We start from the raw sequence: 16,396 nt of genomic DNA on the forward strand, positions 1-16,396 counted from the left end.
CAAAACTCTTCCCGTTGTGACAAGATCGAAGACTCCTTGAATGGCATCGGGCACCTCCGCACCCAATGTGTTCACCATGTCTCCGAACACCTGTTCGCTATCTCTCCGGTCTATACACCCTTCAGGGGAGGGATAGGGGGTGGGGCCGTGCCGCAAGCGCGGCGCTGGGGGAGAAGCCCCACCCCAACCCAGCGGCGGGTCGGTCAGGCCCCCGGCCTGACCTGAACCATGCGGGGCATGGTTCTCCCGCCGCTCCTGAAGGGGAGGGGCTTGAAAGAGTCATCGTTAATGTAATCGGGTATAAGGCGCCGACGGTGCAAGCGGCCACCCCATTTTCGCAGCTTTGGGATCGGCAGCGAACGCGGAAGGAGCCGCGTTTTCGCGGCAGATCGGTCGCGTTCAGCGCGTTAATCCGCGCAAGGCAGCTACTGGCAGCCTGCCGCACCGGGGTGTGGCGCCCGGCCAGCCCTTCGGAACTTTCCGCGCCCAACCCGCTATGATAGCATCGTCGGGGGGGCGGCGTCGGATGCAGCAAACAGGCCAGGTCGAAGCTGCCGCACCGGTGCATCGCCACCGGCGCTGGGTCCGGCTGACGCACGGACTGATCGCGCTCGCGGTGCTCGTGCTGATCTTTTCCGGCATCACCATCCTGATGGCCCATCCCCGGCTCTATTGGGGCTATGCCGGGAACGACCTGATCAAGCCGCTGCTCGAGCTTCCGCTCGGCCCCAATGCCCATGCCACGCCGTGGTCGCCGCGCACGCCCTTTTTCGGCGCCGGCGGACCGAACACCGCCGATCGCCTGGCCGAACCATGGAATCAGAATGGCTGGGCGCGCAGCCTGCATTTCCTCGCCGCCTGGTTCTTTCTCGTCGGCCTGCTGGCCTATCTTTCGATCGGCGCGCTGACCGACCATGCCCGCCGCGCGCTGCTGCCGCAGCGCGCCGAGTTGCGCCGCGACAATCTGTGGCACGACATCAAGGCGCATCTTCGCCTGCCCATGCCCGTCGCCCCGCCGGGCCCGCCTTATGCGATCCTGCAAAAGCTCGCCTACGCATTGGTCGCCTTCGTTGCGCTGCCGCTGATGTTCCTCACCGGCATCGCCATGTCGCCCGCCATCACCGCGAGTTACCCGCTCCTGCTCGATATGTTCGGCGGCACGCAATCGGCGCGAACGATCCACTTCTTCACCTTCGCCTTCGTCGCGCTGTTCCTGCTGGTCCATCTGGTCATGATCGCGCTGACCGGGCCAGCACGACAGCTGCGCGCCATGATCATGGGGAAATGACATGAGCAACGATCGGCTCCTGCTGTCGCGCCGCGCCCTGATCGGCGGCCTCGCCTCGACCGGCGGATTGCTGCTCGCCGGCTGCACCGACCAGCAGCCGCCCACCTATGGCAACATCCTGCGGATGGGCGACAACCTCACCTACAACCTCCAGCGGACCCTTCTCTCCCCAACGGGACTGGCGCGCGAATTCGACCGGACCGACATCACCTCCATGCCGGCAACGGGCACCTATGATCCGGCCCGCGCGGATGGCGCCTTTTACGATCCGAAAGGCGGCAAGGATTATGCGATGCTGCGCACCGGCGGCTTCGAGAACTGGCGCCTGCAGATCGAAGGCCATGTCGCGCGCCCCGGCAGCTTTTCGCTGGCCGACCTCAAGCGCATGAAGAGCCGGACCCAGATAACCAGGCATATGTGCGAGGAGGGGTGGAGCGCGATCGCCGAATGGACCGGCGTGCCGCTCCGCGCGGTGCTCGAAGCCGCCGGCATCCGGCCATCGGCGCGCTTCGTCGAATTCTATGGGTTCGACCAGATCGCCGACAGCCTCGACATGGTCGACGCACTGCATCCGCAGACGATTCTGGCTTATGGGATGAATGGCCGAGACCTGCCGATCGGCCACGGCGCCCCGCTGCGCCTCCGCGTCGAGCGGCAGATCGGCTACAAAAGCGTGAAGTTCCTGCGGCGGATCGTCGTCACCGACCAGTTCCGGGATCTCGGCGATATTCGCGCGGGCTGGGCTTGGTACACTGGGATTTGAGGAGTGCCGTCCGGGCGGGTGAGGGGCCGTTTCTGGTCGCTGTCAGTCACCGCGGCACGGCCTTAAGGGCGAGGAAGGAACCGCGCGGTTTGGAGCGCCGCCATGGCGGCGCCAGCCGTGCCTTCATCTCGTCGTGGCTGCAGTGCGCTCCAACGGTCGTCATTCAGGTTGGTTTACACCAGCGCCATCACCGGCCGTTAAAAATGCTGGAACCGGTTTCTCGCGACAAATCCAGCGACAACAAAGATTATAGCGCAGGGTGCGATTCGAACTAGTCACATCCTGCGCCAGCGGTCTCTGAAGCGCTCGCGAGCGCCCCCGCGCGTTGAAAGACGTGTCCGCGTTACCCGACGATATGAAACGACGTATCGACATGTCCAAGGTTGGTGCCGCGGAGGATGTGCGTATCGTCGATGAGCCATGAAGCGTAGCCGCCGGATGCATCTTCGAAAATCAGGTCGGATTTGCCGTCGCCGTTGATGTCGGCGATCTTGGCGAGGGTAAAGGTCTGGCCTGGGTTGCCGATGCGGCCGCCGCCGATAATGGTCGTGCCGTCCAGATCCCAACTCGCATAGCTTCCGTCCGTCGCCTGGAACAGCATGTCGGCCTTGCCGTCGCCGTTGAAGTCGCCGAACCCCTTGAAAGTATAGCCCGCGCCCGGATTGCCGATGGTCCCGCCGCCAGTTATCGCCACGTCGTCGAGCAACCATGCCGCGTACGATCCGCTCGCATCCTTGAACAGGACGTCGCTCCGGCCATCGCCGTTGAGGTCGCCCGTCGCCACGAAGCTGTAGCCCGACGCCACCCCGATCGTGCCGCCGCCGATGATCGCGGTTCCGCTCATGTCCCAGGTCGCATAGCTCCCGTTCGCGTGCTGGAACAGCACATCGGCCTTGCCGTCGCCGTTGAAGTCGCCGACCCCCCGATAGGTATAGTTCGCGCCGGCGTTCCCGAGCGCTCCGCCTGCTATCAGGTGGCTGCCATCGGTCTTCCAGAGCGCCAGCGCGCCGTCGCTCGCCTGGAACAGCACGTCGCGCTCGCCCGTCCCGCCGAAGTCAGCCACTGCCCTGGCGGTGTAGCCCGGACCCGGATTGCCGATCGTCGCTCCGCCGACGATGGTCCCGACGCCGAGCAGCCAACTCGCCACCGTCCCATCGGTCGACTGGAAAATCAAGCTGGCGAAGGCGTTCGCGCCGTGGCCGCTTGCGATTGCAAACCCCGTGCCGGGATTACCGAGCGTGCCGCCGCCGGTGATCGCGGTGTCGCCCAGCGTCCACGTCGCGACCGTTCCGTTGGCGCCGCGGAACAGCAGATCGCTCTTCCCGTCACTGTTATAGTCGCCGATCCCCGCCAAGCTCCACGTCGCACCGGGGTTGCCGATGGTGCCGCCGCCGATGATCGCGGTTCCGCTCACGTCCCACGTCGCATAGCTGCCGTTGACATTTTCGAACAGGATATCGGCCTTGCCATCGCCGTTAAAGTCGCCGGTGCCCTTGAAGAACCACGCCGCCCCCGGATCGCCAATGGTGCCGCCACCGGTGATCGCCGTATCGTTCACCGTCCAGAGCGCATAGTTACCGTTGACGTTCTGGAACAGTATATCGGCCTTGCCGTCGCCGTTGAAGTCGGCGATCGCCTTGAACACATATCCCGGCCCCGGATTACCGAGCGTGCCGCCACCGGAAATCGCCGTTCCGTTCATGTCCCAGGTCGCATAGCCGCCGGTCAGGGCGTTGTAGAACAACAGGTCCCCTCGTCCGTCGCCGTTGAAATCGCCTGATCCGACGAGTGTGTTTGCAGTGCCCGGATTGCCGATCGTCCCGCCCTGCGCGATCGCCGTCCCGTCCAGCTGCCATGCGGCGATCGTGCCATCGCGGCTGCTGAACAGCAGATCCGTCTTACCGTCGCCGTTAATGTCTCCGACAGCGGCCAGGCGGTTCGACGAACCCGGATTGCCGATGCTCCCGCCGCCGCCGATCGCCGCGCCGCCCGCGAGCTGCCACGACGCCAGCAACCCCGACGGCGCATGGAACAGCACATCGCTCAACCCATCGCCGTTCAGGTCGCCCGGCGTAACGTAATTCGCTGCCCACGCCAGCGCTACGCCACCATCGGTCGTCGCGCTCGCCACCAGATGCGCGTTCGCCACCAGATTGGTGAGGATCACCGCGCTGGTCGCGGTCGCCGAACTGGTGGTGATCTGAAGCTGATGTTCGATCAGGCGAAAGCTGAACCCCTGCAGCGACGTGCTGGTGATGACGATCCGGTCCCCGAACGAGAAATCGCGTAACGTGTCGCCGTCGATCCGCCCGATCGTGTCGGCAAAGGTATCGTTGCCGCCGCCGCCGGTCAGCGTGTCCGCGCCGGCCCCGCCGGTGAGCACATTGGCGACATCGTTGCCGATGATGACATCATTGCCGCTGCCGCCGATCGCATTCTCGATTATTGTCCCGCGCGCGATGGAGACATTGCCCTTGCGCCCGCCAATGCTCGAGAAATGCTCGGGGTTGAGGTCGATCGTCTGGTCGGCCGAATAGCGCGAATAATCGAGCGTATCGATCCCGCCATTGTCGAAGATCGTATAAGCGGGGGCGCCGCTGCCGCCCACATTGGCGGCATCATAGATCGCGCGGCCGGCGGTGCTGTTGAATCCATAGGTGGTGTTGCCGGTGCGCGTCGTTGTATTGACGCCATAGAGGCTTGCCACGGCCAGAATATCGGCGACCATCGGCGAGAGCGAATATTGGCGGGTGAAGCCCTGGTTCGCGAAATACGTATTCTCGCTCTCGTCGAAATACGACATCACCGTCGTGATCCAGGAGTCGTTCTGGTACAAGGCGTCGCTACCGTAGTTGGCGTCAACATTATAGTTGCCGCCATGGCCGAGCCCGAGCGCATGGCCGATCTCATGGAGGAAAGTCTGGAACGAATAGCTGTTCACGCCCGTCCCGTAATCGTCTACCCATTGCTGCGAGACGTTGACGCGCGCGCTGCTGGTGATCCCGCCCGAATAGCGCGCGGTCGTGAAGGCACCGTCCTCGTCGTTGACGAACGTCAGTTGCGCGGTTCCGTTCGTCGTTTCGGCAAAGGTGATACCGATCACGTCGCCCCACAGCGCCAGCGCCTGACGCGCAAGGTTCTGCGCCGCCGTGCCAAGGTCGGTAAGGTCGACGGACAAGGTCCCGCCCGGCGCGACGTCGAAGTGATGCGAGCTGCCGCCCCAATAGGTATTGGTCAGCTGAGTCGCGATTTGGTCGTTGGTGTAAATCGGGAGTGGGGGCGCCGTCACGACGTTGAGCGCGTAACTTCCCGTCGTCTCGTTGTTGAAGGAACCGACGTCGATGAAATAGGTGCCGGTCGTCGTCGGCGTGAAACGGATGCCTGAATACGTGCCGATTCTGTCGTCGTTATAACCATAGGTGTTCCTGGCGTCCGTGCCGCGATGGTCGCTGCCGTCCGCGCCGCGGATCATGATCGCGGTGTCGACGTCGCCGTTGCCGCCGGTCGCGACGGTCTGGATCAGATAGCTTTGCCCGGCGATCAGCGTAACCGCGAAGAAATCGTGGTCGCCGACCGTGTCGATCTGCCCGTTGACGGTGGCGCCCAGCGCGACGGTCGCGGTGGTGGTGATGTCACCGTGGACTGAATCAAGGCCCGTATCGTCCACGCGCAGCCGGTAAGTGCCTGTGCCGTTATCATCGAAAATGCCGGCGGCGATGAAGAAAGTGCCGCTGCTCGTCGCGGTGAAGTGTATCTCGGAATAGGAGCCCGGTCCCCCGTCGTCGTCCTCCAGCAGCAACGCGCCTGTGCCGGTGTAAAGCCGCAGAAAGCTGTCGACATCGGTATTGCTGTTGGGCAGGGCGTTCGCGGTAAAGCTGTAGTGGTGGCCCGCGATCAGCGTGACAGCGTACCAGTCCCGATCACCTGGCGTATCGATCGTCGTATCGACATAGCTCCCGACGTCGAGCGTGGCGGTCGTGCCCGTATCGTCTCGAACCGTATCGATCATCGCATCGACATAGCTCCCGATGCCGAGCGTGGCGGCCGTGCCCTTATCGTCTCGAACCGTATCGATCATCGCATCGCCATAGCCCCCGACGTCGCGTGTGGCGGTCGTGCGCGTATCGTCTCGAACCGTTTCAGGCATGGCATGGTTACTCGATGATGGGCAGCGATCCGAATATCTTATGCTCTCGCCCGCGGCTCCTGCGCAAGATGACCTTGGTTAGTGCGGCGCGAGCGCCCGGGCAATTTCATCGGCGAGCATATCCACGGTGTGCAAGCTCATCGCCCGGTCGGAGGTCGCGATCGAGATATCGGGTAGTTCCTCGATACCGCCGCCGGTCGTGCGCGTCACGCGCGCGGTGGCGACGCCCGCTCGCGTGAAGGTTATAGCGATCCGTACCGGCCCACCGCGCGCGCGCGCGCGCTCCGTGCGCGCGGCGATCCGCGCACAGACATCATCGGCGGCGGCGGGAGGGGCCAGCAGGGCGGTGCCCTGAACGCTGCATTCGAAGTTCGGCATTCCGGCCATGGCGAGCATCGCGATCAGTCCCAACATCGCGCAAACCTAGCACGCCGCGTCGCCGCCGTCGCGCGAATCCGCTGCCTCGACGCGAATAATGGCGTAATCGCACGTGCCACCGGAATAGCGCCGGAATACTGATCGGCGGCCTCGCCTCGACCGGCGGATTGCTGCTCGCCGGCTGCACCGACCAGCAGCCGCCCACCTATGGCAACATCCTGCGGATGGGCGACAATCTCACCTACAACCTCCAGCAGAGCCTGCTCTCCCCCACCGGACTGGCGCGCGAATTTGGCCGCGCCGACATCACCTCCATGCCGGCAACGGGCACCTATGATCCGGCCCGCGCGGATGGCGCCTTTTACGATCCGAAAGGCGGCAAGGATTATGCGATGCTGCGCACCGGCGGCTTCGCGAACTGGCGCCTGCAGATCGAAGGCCATGTCGCGCGCCCCGGCAGCAATGCGCTGGCCGACCTCAAGCGCATGAAGAGCCGGACCCAGATAACCAGGCATATGTGCGAGGAGGGGTGGAGCGCGATTGCCGAATGGACCGGCGTGCCGCTCCGCGCGGTGCTCGAAGCCGCCGGCATCCGGCCATCGGCGCGCTTCGTCGAATTCTATGGGTTCGACCAGATCGCCGACAGCCTCGACATGGTCGACGCCCTGCATCCGCAGACGATTCTGGCTTATGGGATGAATGGGCGAGACCTGCCGATCGGCCACGGCGCCCCGCTGCGCCTGCGGGTCGAGCGGCAGATCGGCTACAAAAGCGTCAAGTTCCTGCGGCGCATCGTCGTCACCGATGTGTTCAGGGATCTCGGGGATATTCGCGCGGGCTGGGCTTGGTACAATGGGATTTGAGGAGTGCTGTCCGCGCGGCTGAACGTCCGCTTTCTGGTCGCTGCGCGTAACGCGGAAGGGCCGCCAGGGAGGATTATGGTAGACCACTTACCAGTAAGAAATTACGGTAACACCTACCACAATCCCTTTTTATGGCGTCGATGGATCGATTGTATGATCGCGTGGCCGGCCAGTCGGCGATTTAGGGTTATCGCACGTCTCACCGTTGTCGAGGGCTGATTGACCTATTGATTGGTCCGATACCGTTTTCAGATTGTGGCAAGTCGGGTTAGACGGCTGTCGTGACTAAACCAGCTTTGGGTGAGCGCACGCTCGCCGTCGTCTTCGGCGCCGCCGTACGCCCTGACGGGGGCGCTAGCCCAACGTTAGCGCGTCGCACCGGTTATGCCGCAGCAATCGCCGAAGCCGATCCAGACGTGGATTTGTTTCTTTCTGGCGGGGTCGGAACCTATCCACCGTCCGAGGCCGCAGTGATGGGAGCTCTCTTGGCGGGCGCTGTCTCGTCACAGCGACTAACTTTGGACGAAGTCAGCCGAGACACCCTTCAGACGGTTCGGGCCGCGGCAGCTCACGCCCGTGCGCACCGCTACGCCGCGATCCTCACCTGTACCGACGCTTATCATCAGCCCCGAGTTCGAATGCTGTTTCGGTTGATGGGGTTTGCAAGTCGCGCGGTCCGTCAGGCCCCGCGCGGTCAAAAACAATTGCGCGTAATGATGTGGCTGCGCGAGTGCGTCGCAATTCCGTACGACCTAGTCGCTGGGTTGGCTGCTGCGTTTCGGGACCGTCTGCAACGACGCCGTGCGGCGTGATGAGGCGGCGGCTGAGCTGAAGATTGAGGAAGTCCGCGCCGGTCTTCCCGAAGGTTGTGGCGAGAATCGTGATGATCTGGAGCGCCAGCCGACCAGTTGCACCCGTTGAGCATTGTGCGGTCGAATCTGCGTCCACGAGGTCATTCGCCAAAAAGATATTTGTGACTGACTTCAGATACGTACGGAAGTATCGGGATGGCGGCCCGCACGTTGCGGCAGCAGGACAATGCAGCCGAGAATAAATACCCCGAGCACCGCCGACGCTAGTGGTCGACTGAAATCGAGCCCGCCCTTGTCATGCGGCTTGTCGAGCAGGTCGCCCACCGTCGCGCCGAGCGGCCGGGTCAGGATGAACGCTGTCCAGAATAGCACGACACGGGAAATGCTGGTCCAGAAATAGGCGGCGACGAGGATCAGGAGAGCCGCGCCGAAGACGAGCGCTCCACCTTCATAACCCAGCCCGGAGGTGTCCGCGATCCAGTCGCCAAGGGCGGTACCCAGTGTTTGCGACAATGTGATGGTGACCCAGTAGAATATCTCCGCTTTGGGGGTTCGGATCGCTTCGACGGAAACCGAACCAAGCATCCAGCGCCATAGCGCGAGCGACCCGAGAACCGACAGAAGGAGGATCGTCGCGCCGCCGGTGTAACCGATCCCGAGCGAGCGGTCGGCAAAGTCCGCCATCGTTGTGCCGGCGGTGGTCGAGGCAATGATCGTGCCCCAATAGAGGAACGGATGGAAGCGGCCTGCCGCAACCTGCCACCACACCAACAGCACCAAAGCGGTGGCGAAGATCGCGGTACCGATGAGGTAGCCGAGGTTCATCGACATGGTGACCGTGTCACCCAGCGTTTCACCCAATGTCGTGGCCGCAATCTTGATCACCCAGAAGGTGAGTATGAGTTCTGGCACCTTGCTGGCCATCGCTTCGGCCGGTCGGTCATCGCTCATCGCTGACTCATTTCCTGACTTCCTTATCTAACCTCGCCCGGCGCATAGCCGGCCCTCAAACGAAGCGCGCCGCGCAAGTTTCCCCGCGCGGCGATCTTCACATCGGTTTAGGTTATCAATCGGCGTTCGGGCCTTCGGCGCCATTCTCCAACACCGCGCCGGTTTTGGCATCGACGCCGACCTCATAGGTTTTGCCGTGGCTTTTGATATCGAACGAATAACGCAGACCGCTGCCGCCCCGTTCCTTTTCGAGTTCCTGGTCGGTGATCGCGCCGGGTCGCGCCTTGAGCGCCGTAACGCGCGCCGTGGCGAGCGACACCTTGGCCATCGGCGCCAGGTTCGCGCCCTTGAACGCCGGCTTGGCTGATGCTGATGTTGCGCCGGTTACGGCGAGCATCGCGATGGCGGCCAAACTGATATATGCACGCATAATGTCTTCTCCAAAGGCTGTGTGCCTTGGGACACCGGATATACGCGTCGAGGTTGGTCGTCGTTGGGGTGAAGATTGGGAATAGCCAACTTGCCTGTCCGTCGACCGGCGCGCCTTGTTCGAAATCGCGGCGGCCGCTCTGACGGGAAACAAAAGCATTGAAATTGCTGTTGCTCGAAGACGACAAGGACACGCGCGAGCACCTTACCCAGTTGCTCGGCGCGGCCGGACATGTCGTCGATGCCTGTGTGAACGGGCGAGATGCGATCTTTCTGGGGACCAGCAACAGCTACGCGGTGTTGATCCTCGACCGCATGGTGCCCGGCGTGAACGGGCTGGCGGTTCTCAAGGCGATAAGAGCTGCCGGTGTCCAGACGCCTACCTTGTTCCTAACCGCAATGGACAACGTGCATGATCGCGTTGAAGGCCTTGAGACGGGTGCCGACGACTACCTGGTCAAACCTTTCGCGGGTAGCGAGCTTCTCGCGCGGGTGTCGGCGCTTGGACGGCGCTCTCCCGTTGCAGAGGCAGCAACCAGCCTTTCGGTAGCCGACCTCGAGATCAATCTGCTCAAGCGAAGCGTGGTCCGCGCGGGAAAGCGGATCGATCTCCAGCAGCAGGAATACAAGCTGCTCGAATATCTCATGCGTCATGCCGGCGAGATCGTCACGCGAACGATGCTGCTCGAGAACATCTGGTCGTTTCACTTCGATCCCGGGACCAACCTGATCGAAAGCCATATGAGCCGGCTGCGCGCCAAAGTGGATCGTGGCTTTGATCGCGAATTGATCCACACCGTGCGCAACGCCGGGTACCGCCTTGATGCGTCATTCTAACCCGTTCAGCAGCGGTGCATTCCGCTTTGCGATAATGATCGCGACCCTGTTCGCGGCCGGCACGACTGCGCTCCTCCTGATGGTAGAGCGGTCGGTCACCCAATATGCCACCGAAGTAGCGCACGACAATGTCGTTGCCGAAATGGCGGTGCTGCTGGAGGAGGACCGCGATGGCGGTCGCGTGCGCCTAATCCAAGCGATTGTGCGACGGGAAAAAGCCGTACGCGAGCACCAGATACGGTATGTCTTGATAGCTCCGGACGGCCACCGCGTGATCGGAAGCCTCGCGCCGGCGGCCGCGGAGTCGGGCTGGCATTCCGTAACCATGCCTAACCGGGACGCCAGTGGCGATGACGGCGCGCCGACATTGTCGTTGACGGCATACGGGCGCAGACTCGGCGACCACGCCCTGCTCGTGGTCGCGAGCGATAATTCGGACCTCGACGAATTGCGCGCACGCCTCGAGTCTTCGGCGATGGCCTTCGGTATCGCGATTGCCCTCCTCGCGCTGATCGGCGGTCTCGTCGTGGGCACCGTCTTTCTGCGCCGCCTCGACCGGGTGAATCACGCAGTCGAGTTGATCATGCGGGGTGCGATGACAGAGCGCCTGCCGGCGATCGGGATGAGCAGCGAATTCGATCAACTGACGGGCAACCTCAATCGCATGCTTGAGCGGATCGAGCGACTCATGGCTGGGCTACGCCAGGTCACGACCGACATTGCGCACGACCTCCGCACGCCACTGACGCGCCTGAGGCAGCGCATTGAAGCGCTGAGAGCCTCAGCCGCGGCGCAGCCGCTCGCGGGAGAGTTCGACGCCATACTTGCCGAGACCGACGCAATTCTCGCAATCTTTCGGGCATTGTTGCGTATCAGTGAGCTAGAGGCTGGGAGCGGAAAGCATCGCTTCGCCGCCTTCGATCTGAGTGAAGTTACGGAGCGCGTTTTTCGTGCCTATCTACCGGTTGCTGAAGACGCGGAGCATCAGCTCGTGGCGAAGATCGACCCGGGAATCTCCATCCTGGGTGACTCCGAGTTGATCACGCAGGCCATCACCAACCTGATCGAGAACGCGTTGTCGCACACGCCGCCGTCCAGCCGCGTCGCGCTTGCGCTAACGGCCGGGGCGCGAGGTGCGACGCTTGGGGTAGCCGACAATGGGCCGGGCATCCCGTCCCCGCATCACAGCAACGTGCTGCGTCGCTTCTACCGGCTTGAAGCGAGCCGCCAATCGCCGGGTGCCGGCCTCGGACTCGCGCTGGTGGCGGCGATCACCGACCTGCATGCGGCGCAGCTCACCCTGAGTGATAATCACCCTGGTCTTCGCGTTGAAATCTTGTTCCCTGCAAATACGTCCCTTGGGTCAGCGACACACAGTTAGCCTGTAACGACCAACCACATGCTGGGACCGGGGCACCGGATCGAACATCACGGAGATAAGCTTTTTCGAGTGGCCCACGGGACCGAACAAGGCGTCAAAGCGGGGCGGTCGCCGCTACAGACACCCGCCGGACGGTGCTTCGCGGGAGGCGTCAGGCCGATCGCGGCGCGCTCGCGCGATCGAGCCAGCGCAGAAATCGTGATCCGGCGCGGCTCATTTGGCATCGAGCGGATGGAGCGCCCACAATGACCGAAGGCCTCCCTGAAACGTGCCGGTTGGCAAACGGCCAGATCAAGCTGAAGGGCGGCCGACTACTGCGCCCGGCGGCCACCCCCCAAATTCCCCATCCCCAACACCAGCGTGATTCAACCCGCCACCCATCCCGCTATCAACCGCGCCCATGCCCTCAGGTCGCCCCACATCCTACGCCCCGTCCTTCGCCGGCATTGCCGAGCGCCTGTGCCGCAATGGCGCGACGGATCCCGAAGTCGCCGAGATCCTCGGCATCACCTGTCGCACGCTCTATCGCTGGCGCAACGAGCATGAGGCCTTCGCCCTCGCGCTCCGCGCCGGCAATGAGCTGGCCGATGATCGTGTCGAGCGCGCGCTTTATCAGCGCGCCATCGGCTACACCGCGACCGCGCAAAAGGTCGTCACGCGGCGCGGCCATGCCGAGCCCGTCCTGGTGTCGTACGAGGTCCACATCCCGGCCGATGTCCGCGCCGCGATGCACTGGCTGGCCGTCCGCCGCCCCGAGCCCTGGGCGCACCCCGCGGACGAGGAGCCCAAGATCGATATCGCCGCGATCGTCGCCGAACGCCGCGCCTATGTCATCGCGCAAAACGATGCGCGGCTTCGCGAACAGGCTTCGCAAGAGGTCGACGCCGGCGTGCCGCCCTGCCTGCGCGCGCAGCCCTATGGGGCAGCGGATGATCCTTAAGCGGTGGGCGGTGTAATTTCCCTCTCCCCTTGTGGGAGAGGGAGGGGCCCGCTGCCGAAGGCAGTGGGAGGGTGAGGGGGACTGACGCGGACGTCGCGTTCTGGGCTCCCCCTCATCCGGCGCTTCGCGCCACCTTCTCCCACAAGGGGAGAAGGATTTGCGGTCGCTCCCGAATGATGTGTGAACGCCGTAGCCCTCTGGAGGGGCTGGAGAGTGTCGTGAACTGGCATCACGCCACCCGCCGCATCTGCCCCCGCGCCCGGTCACGCCCGGCCTTCTTCGCGTCGAACAGCGCGGCATCGGCGGCGCGGTACAGCGCCTTCCAGTCGCTCTCGCGCGTCAGCGCCCCGCGCGTCACGCCGATGCTCGCGGTCACCGTCAGGTCGAACGGCATCCGCGCGCCGCGCAGCCGCGCCAGCACCGTCTCCGCCTCGATCGCCTGGCTCGCCGGCACGACGATGGCGAATTCCTCGCCGCCGAAGCGCGCGACCAGCGCCTCCAGCGGCACCGCCTGGCGCAGCGTCCGCGCCACCACGCGCAGCACCTCGTCGCCGCCGTCATGGCCGATTGTGTCGTTGACCAGCTTGAAATGGTCGAGGTCGGCGAGCAGCAGCACCTGCTCCTCCTCGCGGCCGATCGCGCGCGCCAGAAAGGCGCGGCGGTTGAGCAGCCCGGTCAGCGGGTCGATGTCCGCCAGCACCCGCGCCGCCAGCTCCTGCTCGCGCGCCAGGTCGCGGTCGCGGCTGATCTGCTGGATGCGATAGGCGATCGCCAGGCTCGACGTCACCGATTCCACCGCCATCGCCAGCAACGTCGAATTGTCGAGCCAGAAGCGATAGGGCACGAAGCCCAGGATATTGGCACAGCGCAGCAGGGCGAGCGCGATCGGCATGAACCAGGCCAGCGCGAACAGGCCGAGATATTCGCTGCGCCGCCGCCACGCGCTGTACAGCACCGGCACGATCAGCACGATCAGCGCGGGAAAGGCGAAGGAATAGAGCGCGTCGAACAGGTGCAGCTGCCACTCGCCGAATGCGGCGATGCCCGCCGCCGGAATCAGCAATGCCACCGCCGCCGCGTTGCCGATCAGCGCCAGGCGTTTGCCGATCACGCGCGGTTCGAAGAAGCAGCGCACGAAGCCCATCGCCGCGACCCCGGCCAGCGCCAGCGTCACATAGTTGATCCGCATCCGCATCATGTTGCTGACATCGGGGAAGATCAGCGCAATCGCTGCCGACGACGAGAAGGCGTAGCCGGCCAGCGCCAGCAGCATCAGGCAATAAAAGGGCAGGAAACGATAACGCAGCGCGCGCCACAGCGCGAGATTGTAGATCAGCAAGGCCAGCACCAGGCCGGCGAAACCGCCATAGATCGCCGCCATCCGAACATTCGCCTGTCCGGCGACCGTGGTGGTGGTCAGCGTCGGCGCGAGCAACAACCCGCGCAGGTTCGCCGATCCTTCGGTGTGCCACAGCACCCGGACGATCGGTGCCGCGTGGTGCGGCAGGATGCGCTGGATGATCCCGCCGAGCTGCATATGGCGGCTGGCCTGGCTGGCATCGGTGCGGATCGACACCATCGCGCCATCGGCGAACAGTATATGTGCCGTCACCGCATGCTGCCACACGCTCGCCATGCGCAGGACATAGCGGCTCTCCACCGCGCTCACGTCGAGCGGCTGGCTGATCAGCCAGAAATTCCCCGGGCCGAACTCGCGTTGCGGCGTCGTGCAATCGAACCGTTCGGGCGCGCGCAGCAGCGTCCGCGCGTCGAGCCCCGGCGCGTCGCGCAGGATGCAGGTCCTGAGCGCGATCGACTCCGCCGGCGTCGCGCTGGCCGGCGCCGCCGCCACGGCAAGCCCCAGCAGCAACGCGCCGCGCCACAGCCATCTTGCCAGCAGTTCGATCGTCGCGCGCGGCCCCATGGCTTCGTCATAGGCAGCGTTCGCGAACTAATGGTAAACGCGGGCGAAATCATCCGGCGGCGCCCCGCCGCCGCGCCGCCGCGCCGCCGTCAATAACCCTGCCGTGTCAGCGTCTCGTTCGCCTGCGCGTAATTCTTGTTCGCCATCGCGGTCTGCAACTTCTTGTAGATGGCCGGGTTGTACCCGATGCCGTTGCGGTATTCGTCGCAGCGGACATAGAGCCGCTCGATGATCGCCTCGTCATAATCCTTATGGAAATCGCGCGGGGCCAGGTCCTTTTCGACCAGCAGCTTGTTCTCGACCTGGCGGATGTTGACCAGTTCCTCGTCGGTGTTGCTCCACTGCTGATGCTCTTCCGGGTCGACGCCGACATGGGTCAGCAATTTGGGCGAGAAGGCGCTGTCGATGTTCGCGCCGCGGCGATTGCGCAGCGCATGGCCCAGCTCATGCCCCAGCGCGACCGATGTCGGGCTCAGCCCCTCGCGCCAATCGCCATTGGGCGCGTGCGTGACGACGCGGTTCTCGGAATCGCGGTGCTCGGCGATATAGCCGATGCGCGATCCGGTGCCCGTGTTGAAGGCGAATTTCTCGCCGCCCAGCACCACGCCCTTCTTCCCGTCGCGCTCATGCTGGTGTGCCGCGGCATGCTCGAACGCCGACAGCGGATTGCCCGCCTTGTCGAGATTGTGAAGCCGCCCCGCCTTCAGCCTGGTGCCGCTCAGCAGCGCATTCTTCTTCTGGTCGAGCGCCTCGGCGTCCCAGCCCGCGGGGGCGATCGTGCCGGAAGGTCCCCTGCCCAAAAAGCCCGGCGTGATCACATGCGCGGTGTTGCTGACCGGGGCGATGGTGACGTGGCTCGCGCTGCTCTTGCCGCCCTGGTTCACCGCGCCGACCAGGCTGCGGCCCTCCGGTTCCTGCAGCAGCCGCGCGACGCTCGACAGCGCCTTGGTGCGGAACCCCTTGTGCGTGCGGTTGAGGCCGGTCCCCTTGTCGTGCTGCACGTCGGTGATGCGCAGATTGCCCGTGCCGCCGACGATGCTCTGCCAGTTGCCCAGCACCTCGCCCTTCGCCTTGGGGGAGAGCTTGCGGTCGTCGACCGGCAGCTCGTCGGGGTGCGACGCCAGTGTCGCGATCTGCTTCTCATGCTCGGCCTGCACATCGTTCAGCAGGCTCAGCATCACGCCGGAGGCCGGTGCGTCGTCGATCCGCGCTTTGCCGCTGTCGCGGAAATAGGCGTGGATCTGGTGCTCGAGGTCGTTGAGCAGCCGCAGCCGCTCCTGGCGATAATGGGCGCCATCATATTCGCCGAGCCCGATCGAATAACCCCAGGCGCTGGCATAGGTGGTGAGCAGCGTGGCGATCGCGTCGAGCTTCTTGCTCTTCACCGCGCCGCGCTGCTTGGTAAAGACATCCGCCGTCATCAGCCGCTGCACGACCTCGCCCGACGGCGCTGCCGCCGGCGACGCGCCCTCGCGCGCGACCTGCCGGCCGAGCGCTGCCAGCCGCTGCACCGCCTTGCCTTCGTTGAGCTGTCCGGCGACCGCGCCCAGCCTTGCCCGCGCCGGTCCGTGCCCTCCCATACCCGCCGGCAAGGGCGTGGGCGAGCGATCCGCCGATCGCGACAGGGCCGCGCGTTGCATCATATCGCGATGCTACAGCGCCTTATGCGTGACGACAATCCGC

13 protein-coding genes are annotated in these 16,396 nt (G+C 64.5%); 7 read left to right on the top strand and 6 right to left on the bottom strand.

Annotated elements, in window-relative coordinates:
• Positions 1-526 precede the first annotated feature (526 nt).
• On the top strand, positions 527-1,288 hold the full coding sequence (locus U1839_RS14205; protein WP_332804267.1) for a cytochrome b/b6 domain-containing protein: 762 nt from the start codon (positions 527-529) through the stop codon (positions 1,286-1,288).
• A 1-nt stretch (position 1,289) separates the two neighbouring features.
• Positions 1,290-2,051 carry a molybdopterin-dependent oxidoreductase gene (locus tag U1839_RS14210; RefSeq protein ID WP_332804268.1) on the top strand — a complete coding sequence of 254 codons (762 nt, stop codon included), beginning with the start codon at positions 1,290-1,292 and terminating at the stop codon, positions 2,049-2,051.
• A gap of 343 nt (positions 2,052-2,394) precedes the next feature.
• Here U1839_RS14210 and U1839_RS14215 read toward each other — a convergent pair whose 3' ends face one another.
• Positions 2,395-6,198, bottom strand: a complete 3,804-nt coding sequence (locus tag U1839_RS14215) for a M10 family metallopeptidase C-terminal domain-containing protein (protein WP_332804269.1) — start codon at positions 6,196-6,198, stop codon at positions 2,395-2,397.
• A 78-nt stretch (positions 6,199-6,276) separates the two neighbouring features.
• A complete protein-coding gene (locus tag U1839_RS14220; protein WP_332804270.1) occupies positions 6,277-6,609 on the bottom strand; it encodes a hypothetical protein in 333 nt (110 codons plus the stop codon).
• 134 nt (positions 6,610-6,743) lie between these two features.
• Here U1839_RS14220 and U1839_RS14225 point away from each other — a divergent pair, with 134 nt between their 5' ends.
• Both U1839_RS14225 and U1839_RS26800 read left to right on the top strand, forming a co-directional pair.
• Positions 6,744-7,439 carry a molybdopterin-dependent oxidoreductase gene (locus U1839_RS14225; protein WP_332804271.1) on the top strand — a complete coding sequence of 232 codons (696 nt, stop codon included), beginning with the start codon at positions 6,744-6,746 and terminating at the stop codon, positions 7,437-7,439.
• A gap of 281 nt (positions 7,440-7,720) precedes the next feature.
• Positions 7,721-8,251 carry a YdcF family protein gene (locus U1839_RS26800; protein ID WP_443030623.1) on the top strand — a complete coding sequence of 177 codons (531 nt, stop codon included), beginning with the start codon at positions 7,721-7,723 and terminating at the stop codon, positions 8,249-8,251.
• A gap of 171 nt (positions 8,252-8,422) precedes the next feature.
• On the opposite strand, the gene U1839_RS14230 is transcribed toward U1839_RS26800, so the two are convergent.
• Positions 8,423-9,175, bottom strand: coding sequence for a COG4705 family protein (locus tag U1839_RS14230; RefSeq protein ID WP_332804272.1), 753 nt, complete (start codon positions 9,173-9,175; stop codon positions 8,423-8,425).
• Positions 9,176-9,317: 142 nt separating this feature from the next.
• Positions 9,318-9,791 (bottom strand): PepSY domain-containing protein, encoded by a 474-nt coding sequence (locus U1839_RS14235; RefSeq protein WP_332804273.1) that lies wholly within the window; start codon positions 9,789-9,791, stop codon positions 9,318-9,320.
• Between U1839_RS14235 and U1839_RS14240 the strand changes: the two genes are divergently transcribed.
• From U1839_RS14240 to U1839_RS14250, 3 genes are all read left to right on the top strand, one after another.
• Positions 9,791-10,468, top strand: coding sequence for a winged helix-turn-helix domain-containing protein (locus tag U1839_RS14240; protein ID WP_332804274.1), 678 nt, complete (start codon positions 9,791-9,793; stop codon positions 10,466-10,468). The genes U1839_RS14235 and U1839_RS14240 overlap by 1 nt on opposite strands.
• 34 nt (positions 10,469-10,502) lie before the next feature.
• A complete protein-coding gene (locus U1839_RS14245) occupies positions 10,503-11,849 on the top strand; it encodes a sensor histidine kinase (RefSeq protein WP_332804275.1) in 1,347 nt (448 codons plus the stop codon).
• A gap of 400 nt (positions 11,850-12,249) precedes the next feature.
• Positions 12,250-12,789 (top strand): helix-turn-helix domain-containing protein, encoded by a 540-nt coding sequence (locus U1839_RS14250; RefSeq protein WP_332804276.1) that lies wholly within the window; start codon positions 12,250-12,252, stop codon positions 12,787-12,789.
• A 229-nt stretch (positions 12,790-13,018) separates the two neighbouring features.
• On the opposite strand, the gene U1839_RS14255 is transcribed toward U1839_RS14250, so the two are convergent.
• Positions 13,019-14,713, bottom strand: a complete 1,695-nt coding sequence (locus U1839_RS14255; protein ID WP_332804277.1) for a GGDEF domain-containing protein — start codon at positions 14,711-14,713, stop codon at positions 13,019-13,021.
• 89 nt (positions 14,714-14,802) lie between these two features.
• Positions 14,803-16,356 (bottom strand): hypothetical protein, encoded by a 1,554-nt coding sequence (locus U1839_RS14260; RefSeq protein WP_332804278.1) that lies wholly within the window; start codon positions 16,354-16,356, stop codon positions 14,803-14,805.
• Positions 16,357-16,396 lie beyond the last annotated feature (40 nt).

It is taken from the genome of Parasphingomonas halimpatiens (assembly GCF_036663795.1).
Lineage (GTDB): Bacteria > Pseudomonadota > Alphaproteobacteria > Sphingomonadales > Sphingomonadaceae > Sphingomonas.

What these genes read in the sequence shown, in the direction of transcription:
- U1839_RS14235 (WP_332804273.1), bottom strand. Translation starts at nt 9,791, where the DNA reads ATGCTTTTGTTTCCCGTCAGAGCGGCCGCCGCGATTTCGAACAAGGCG.
- U1839_RS14215 (WP_332804269.1), bottom strand. Translation starts at nt 6,198, where the DNA reads ATGCCTGAAACGGTTCGAGACGATACGCGCACGACCGCCACACGCGAC.
- U1839_RS14260 (WP_332804278.1), bottom strand. Translation starts at nt 16,356, where the DNA reads ATGATGCAACGCGCGGCCCTGTCGCGATCGGCGGATCGCTCGCCCACG.
- U1839_RS14245 (WP_332804275.1), top strand. Translation starts at nt 10,503, where the DNA reads ATGATCGCGACCCTGTTCGCGGCCGGCACGACTGCGCTCCTCCTGATG.
- U1839_RS14230 (WP_332804272.1), bottom strand. Translation starts at nt 9,175, where the DNA reads ATGGCCAGCAAGGTGCCAGAACTCATACTCACCTTCTGGGTGATCAAG.
- U1839_RS14210 (WP_332804268.1), top strand. Translation starts at nt 1,290, where the DNA reads ATGAGCAACGATCGGCTCCTGCTGTCGCGCCGCGCCCTGATCGGCGGC.
- U1839_RS14255 (WP_332804277.1), bottom strand. Translation starts at nt 14,713, where the DNA reads ATGGGGCCGCGCGCGACGATCGAACTGCTGGCAAGATGGCTGTGGCGC.
- U1839_RS14250 (WP_332804276.1), top strand. Translation starts at nt 12,250, where the DNA reads ATGCCCTCAGGTCGCCCCACATCCTACGCCCCGTCCTTCGCCGGCATT.
- U1839_RS14205 (WP_332804267.1), top strand. Translation starts at nt 527, where the DNA reads ATGCAGCAAACAGGCCAGGTCGAAGCTGCCGCACCGGTGCATCGCCAC.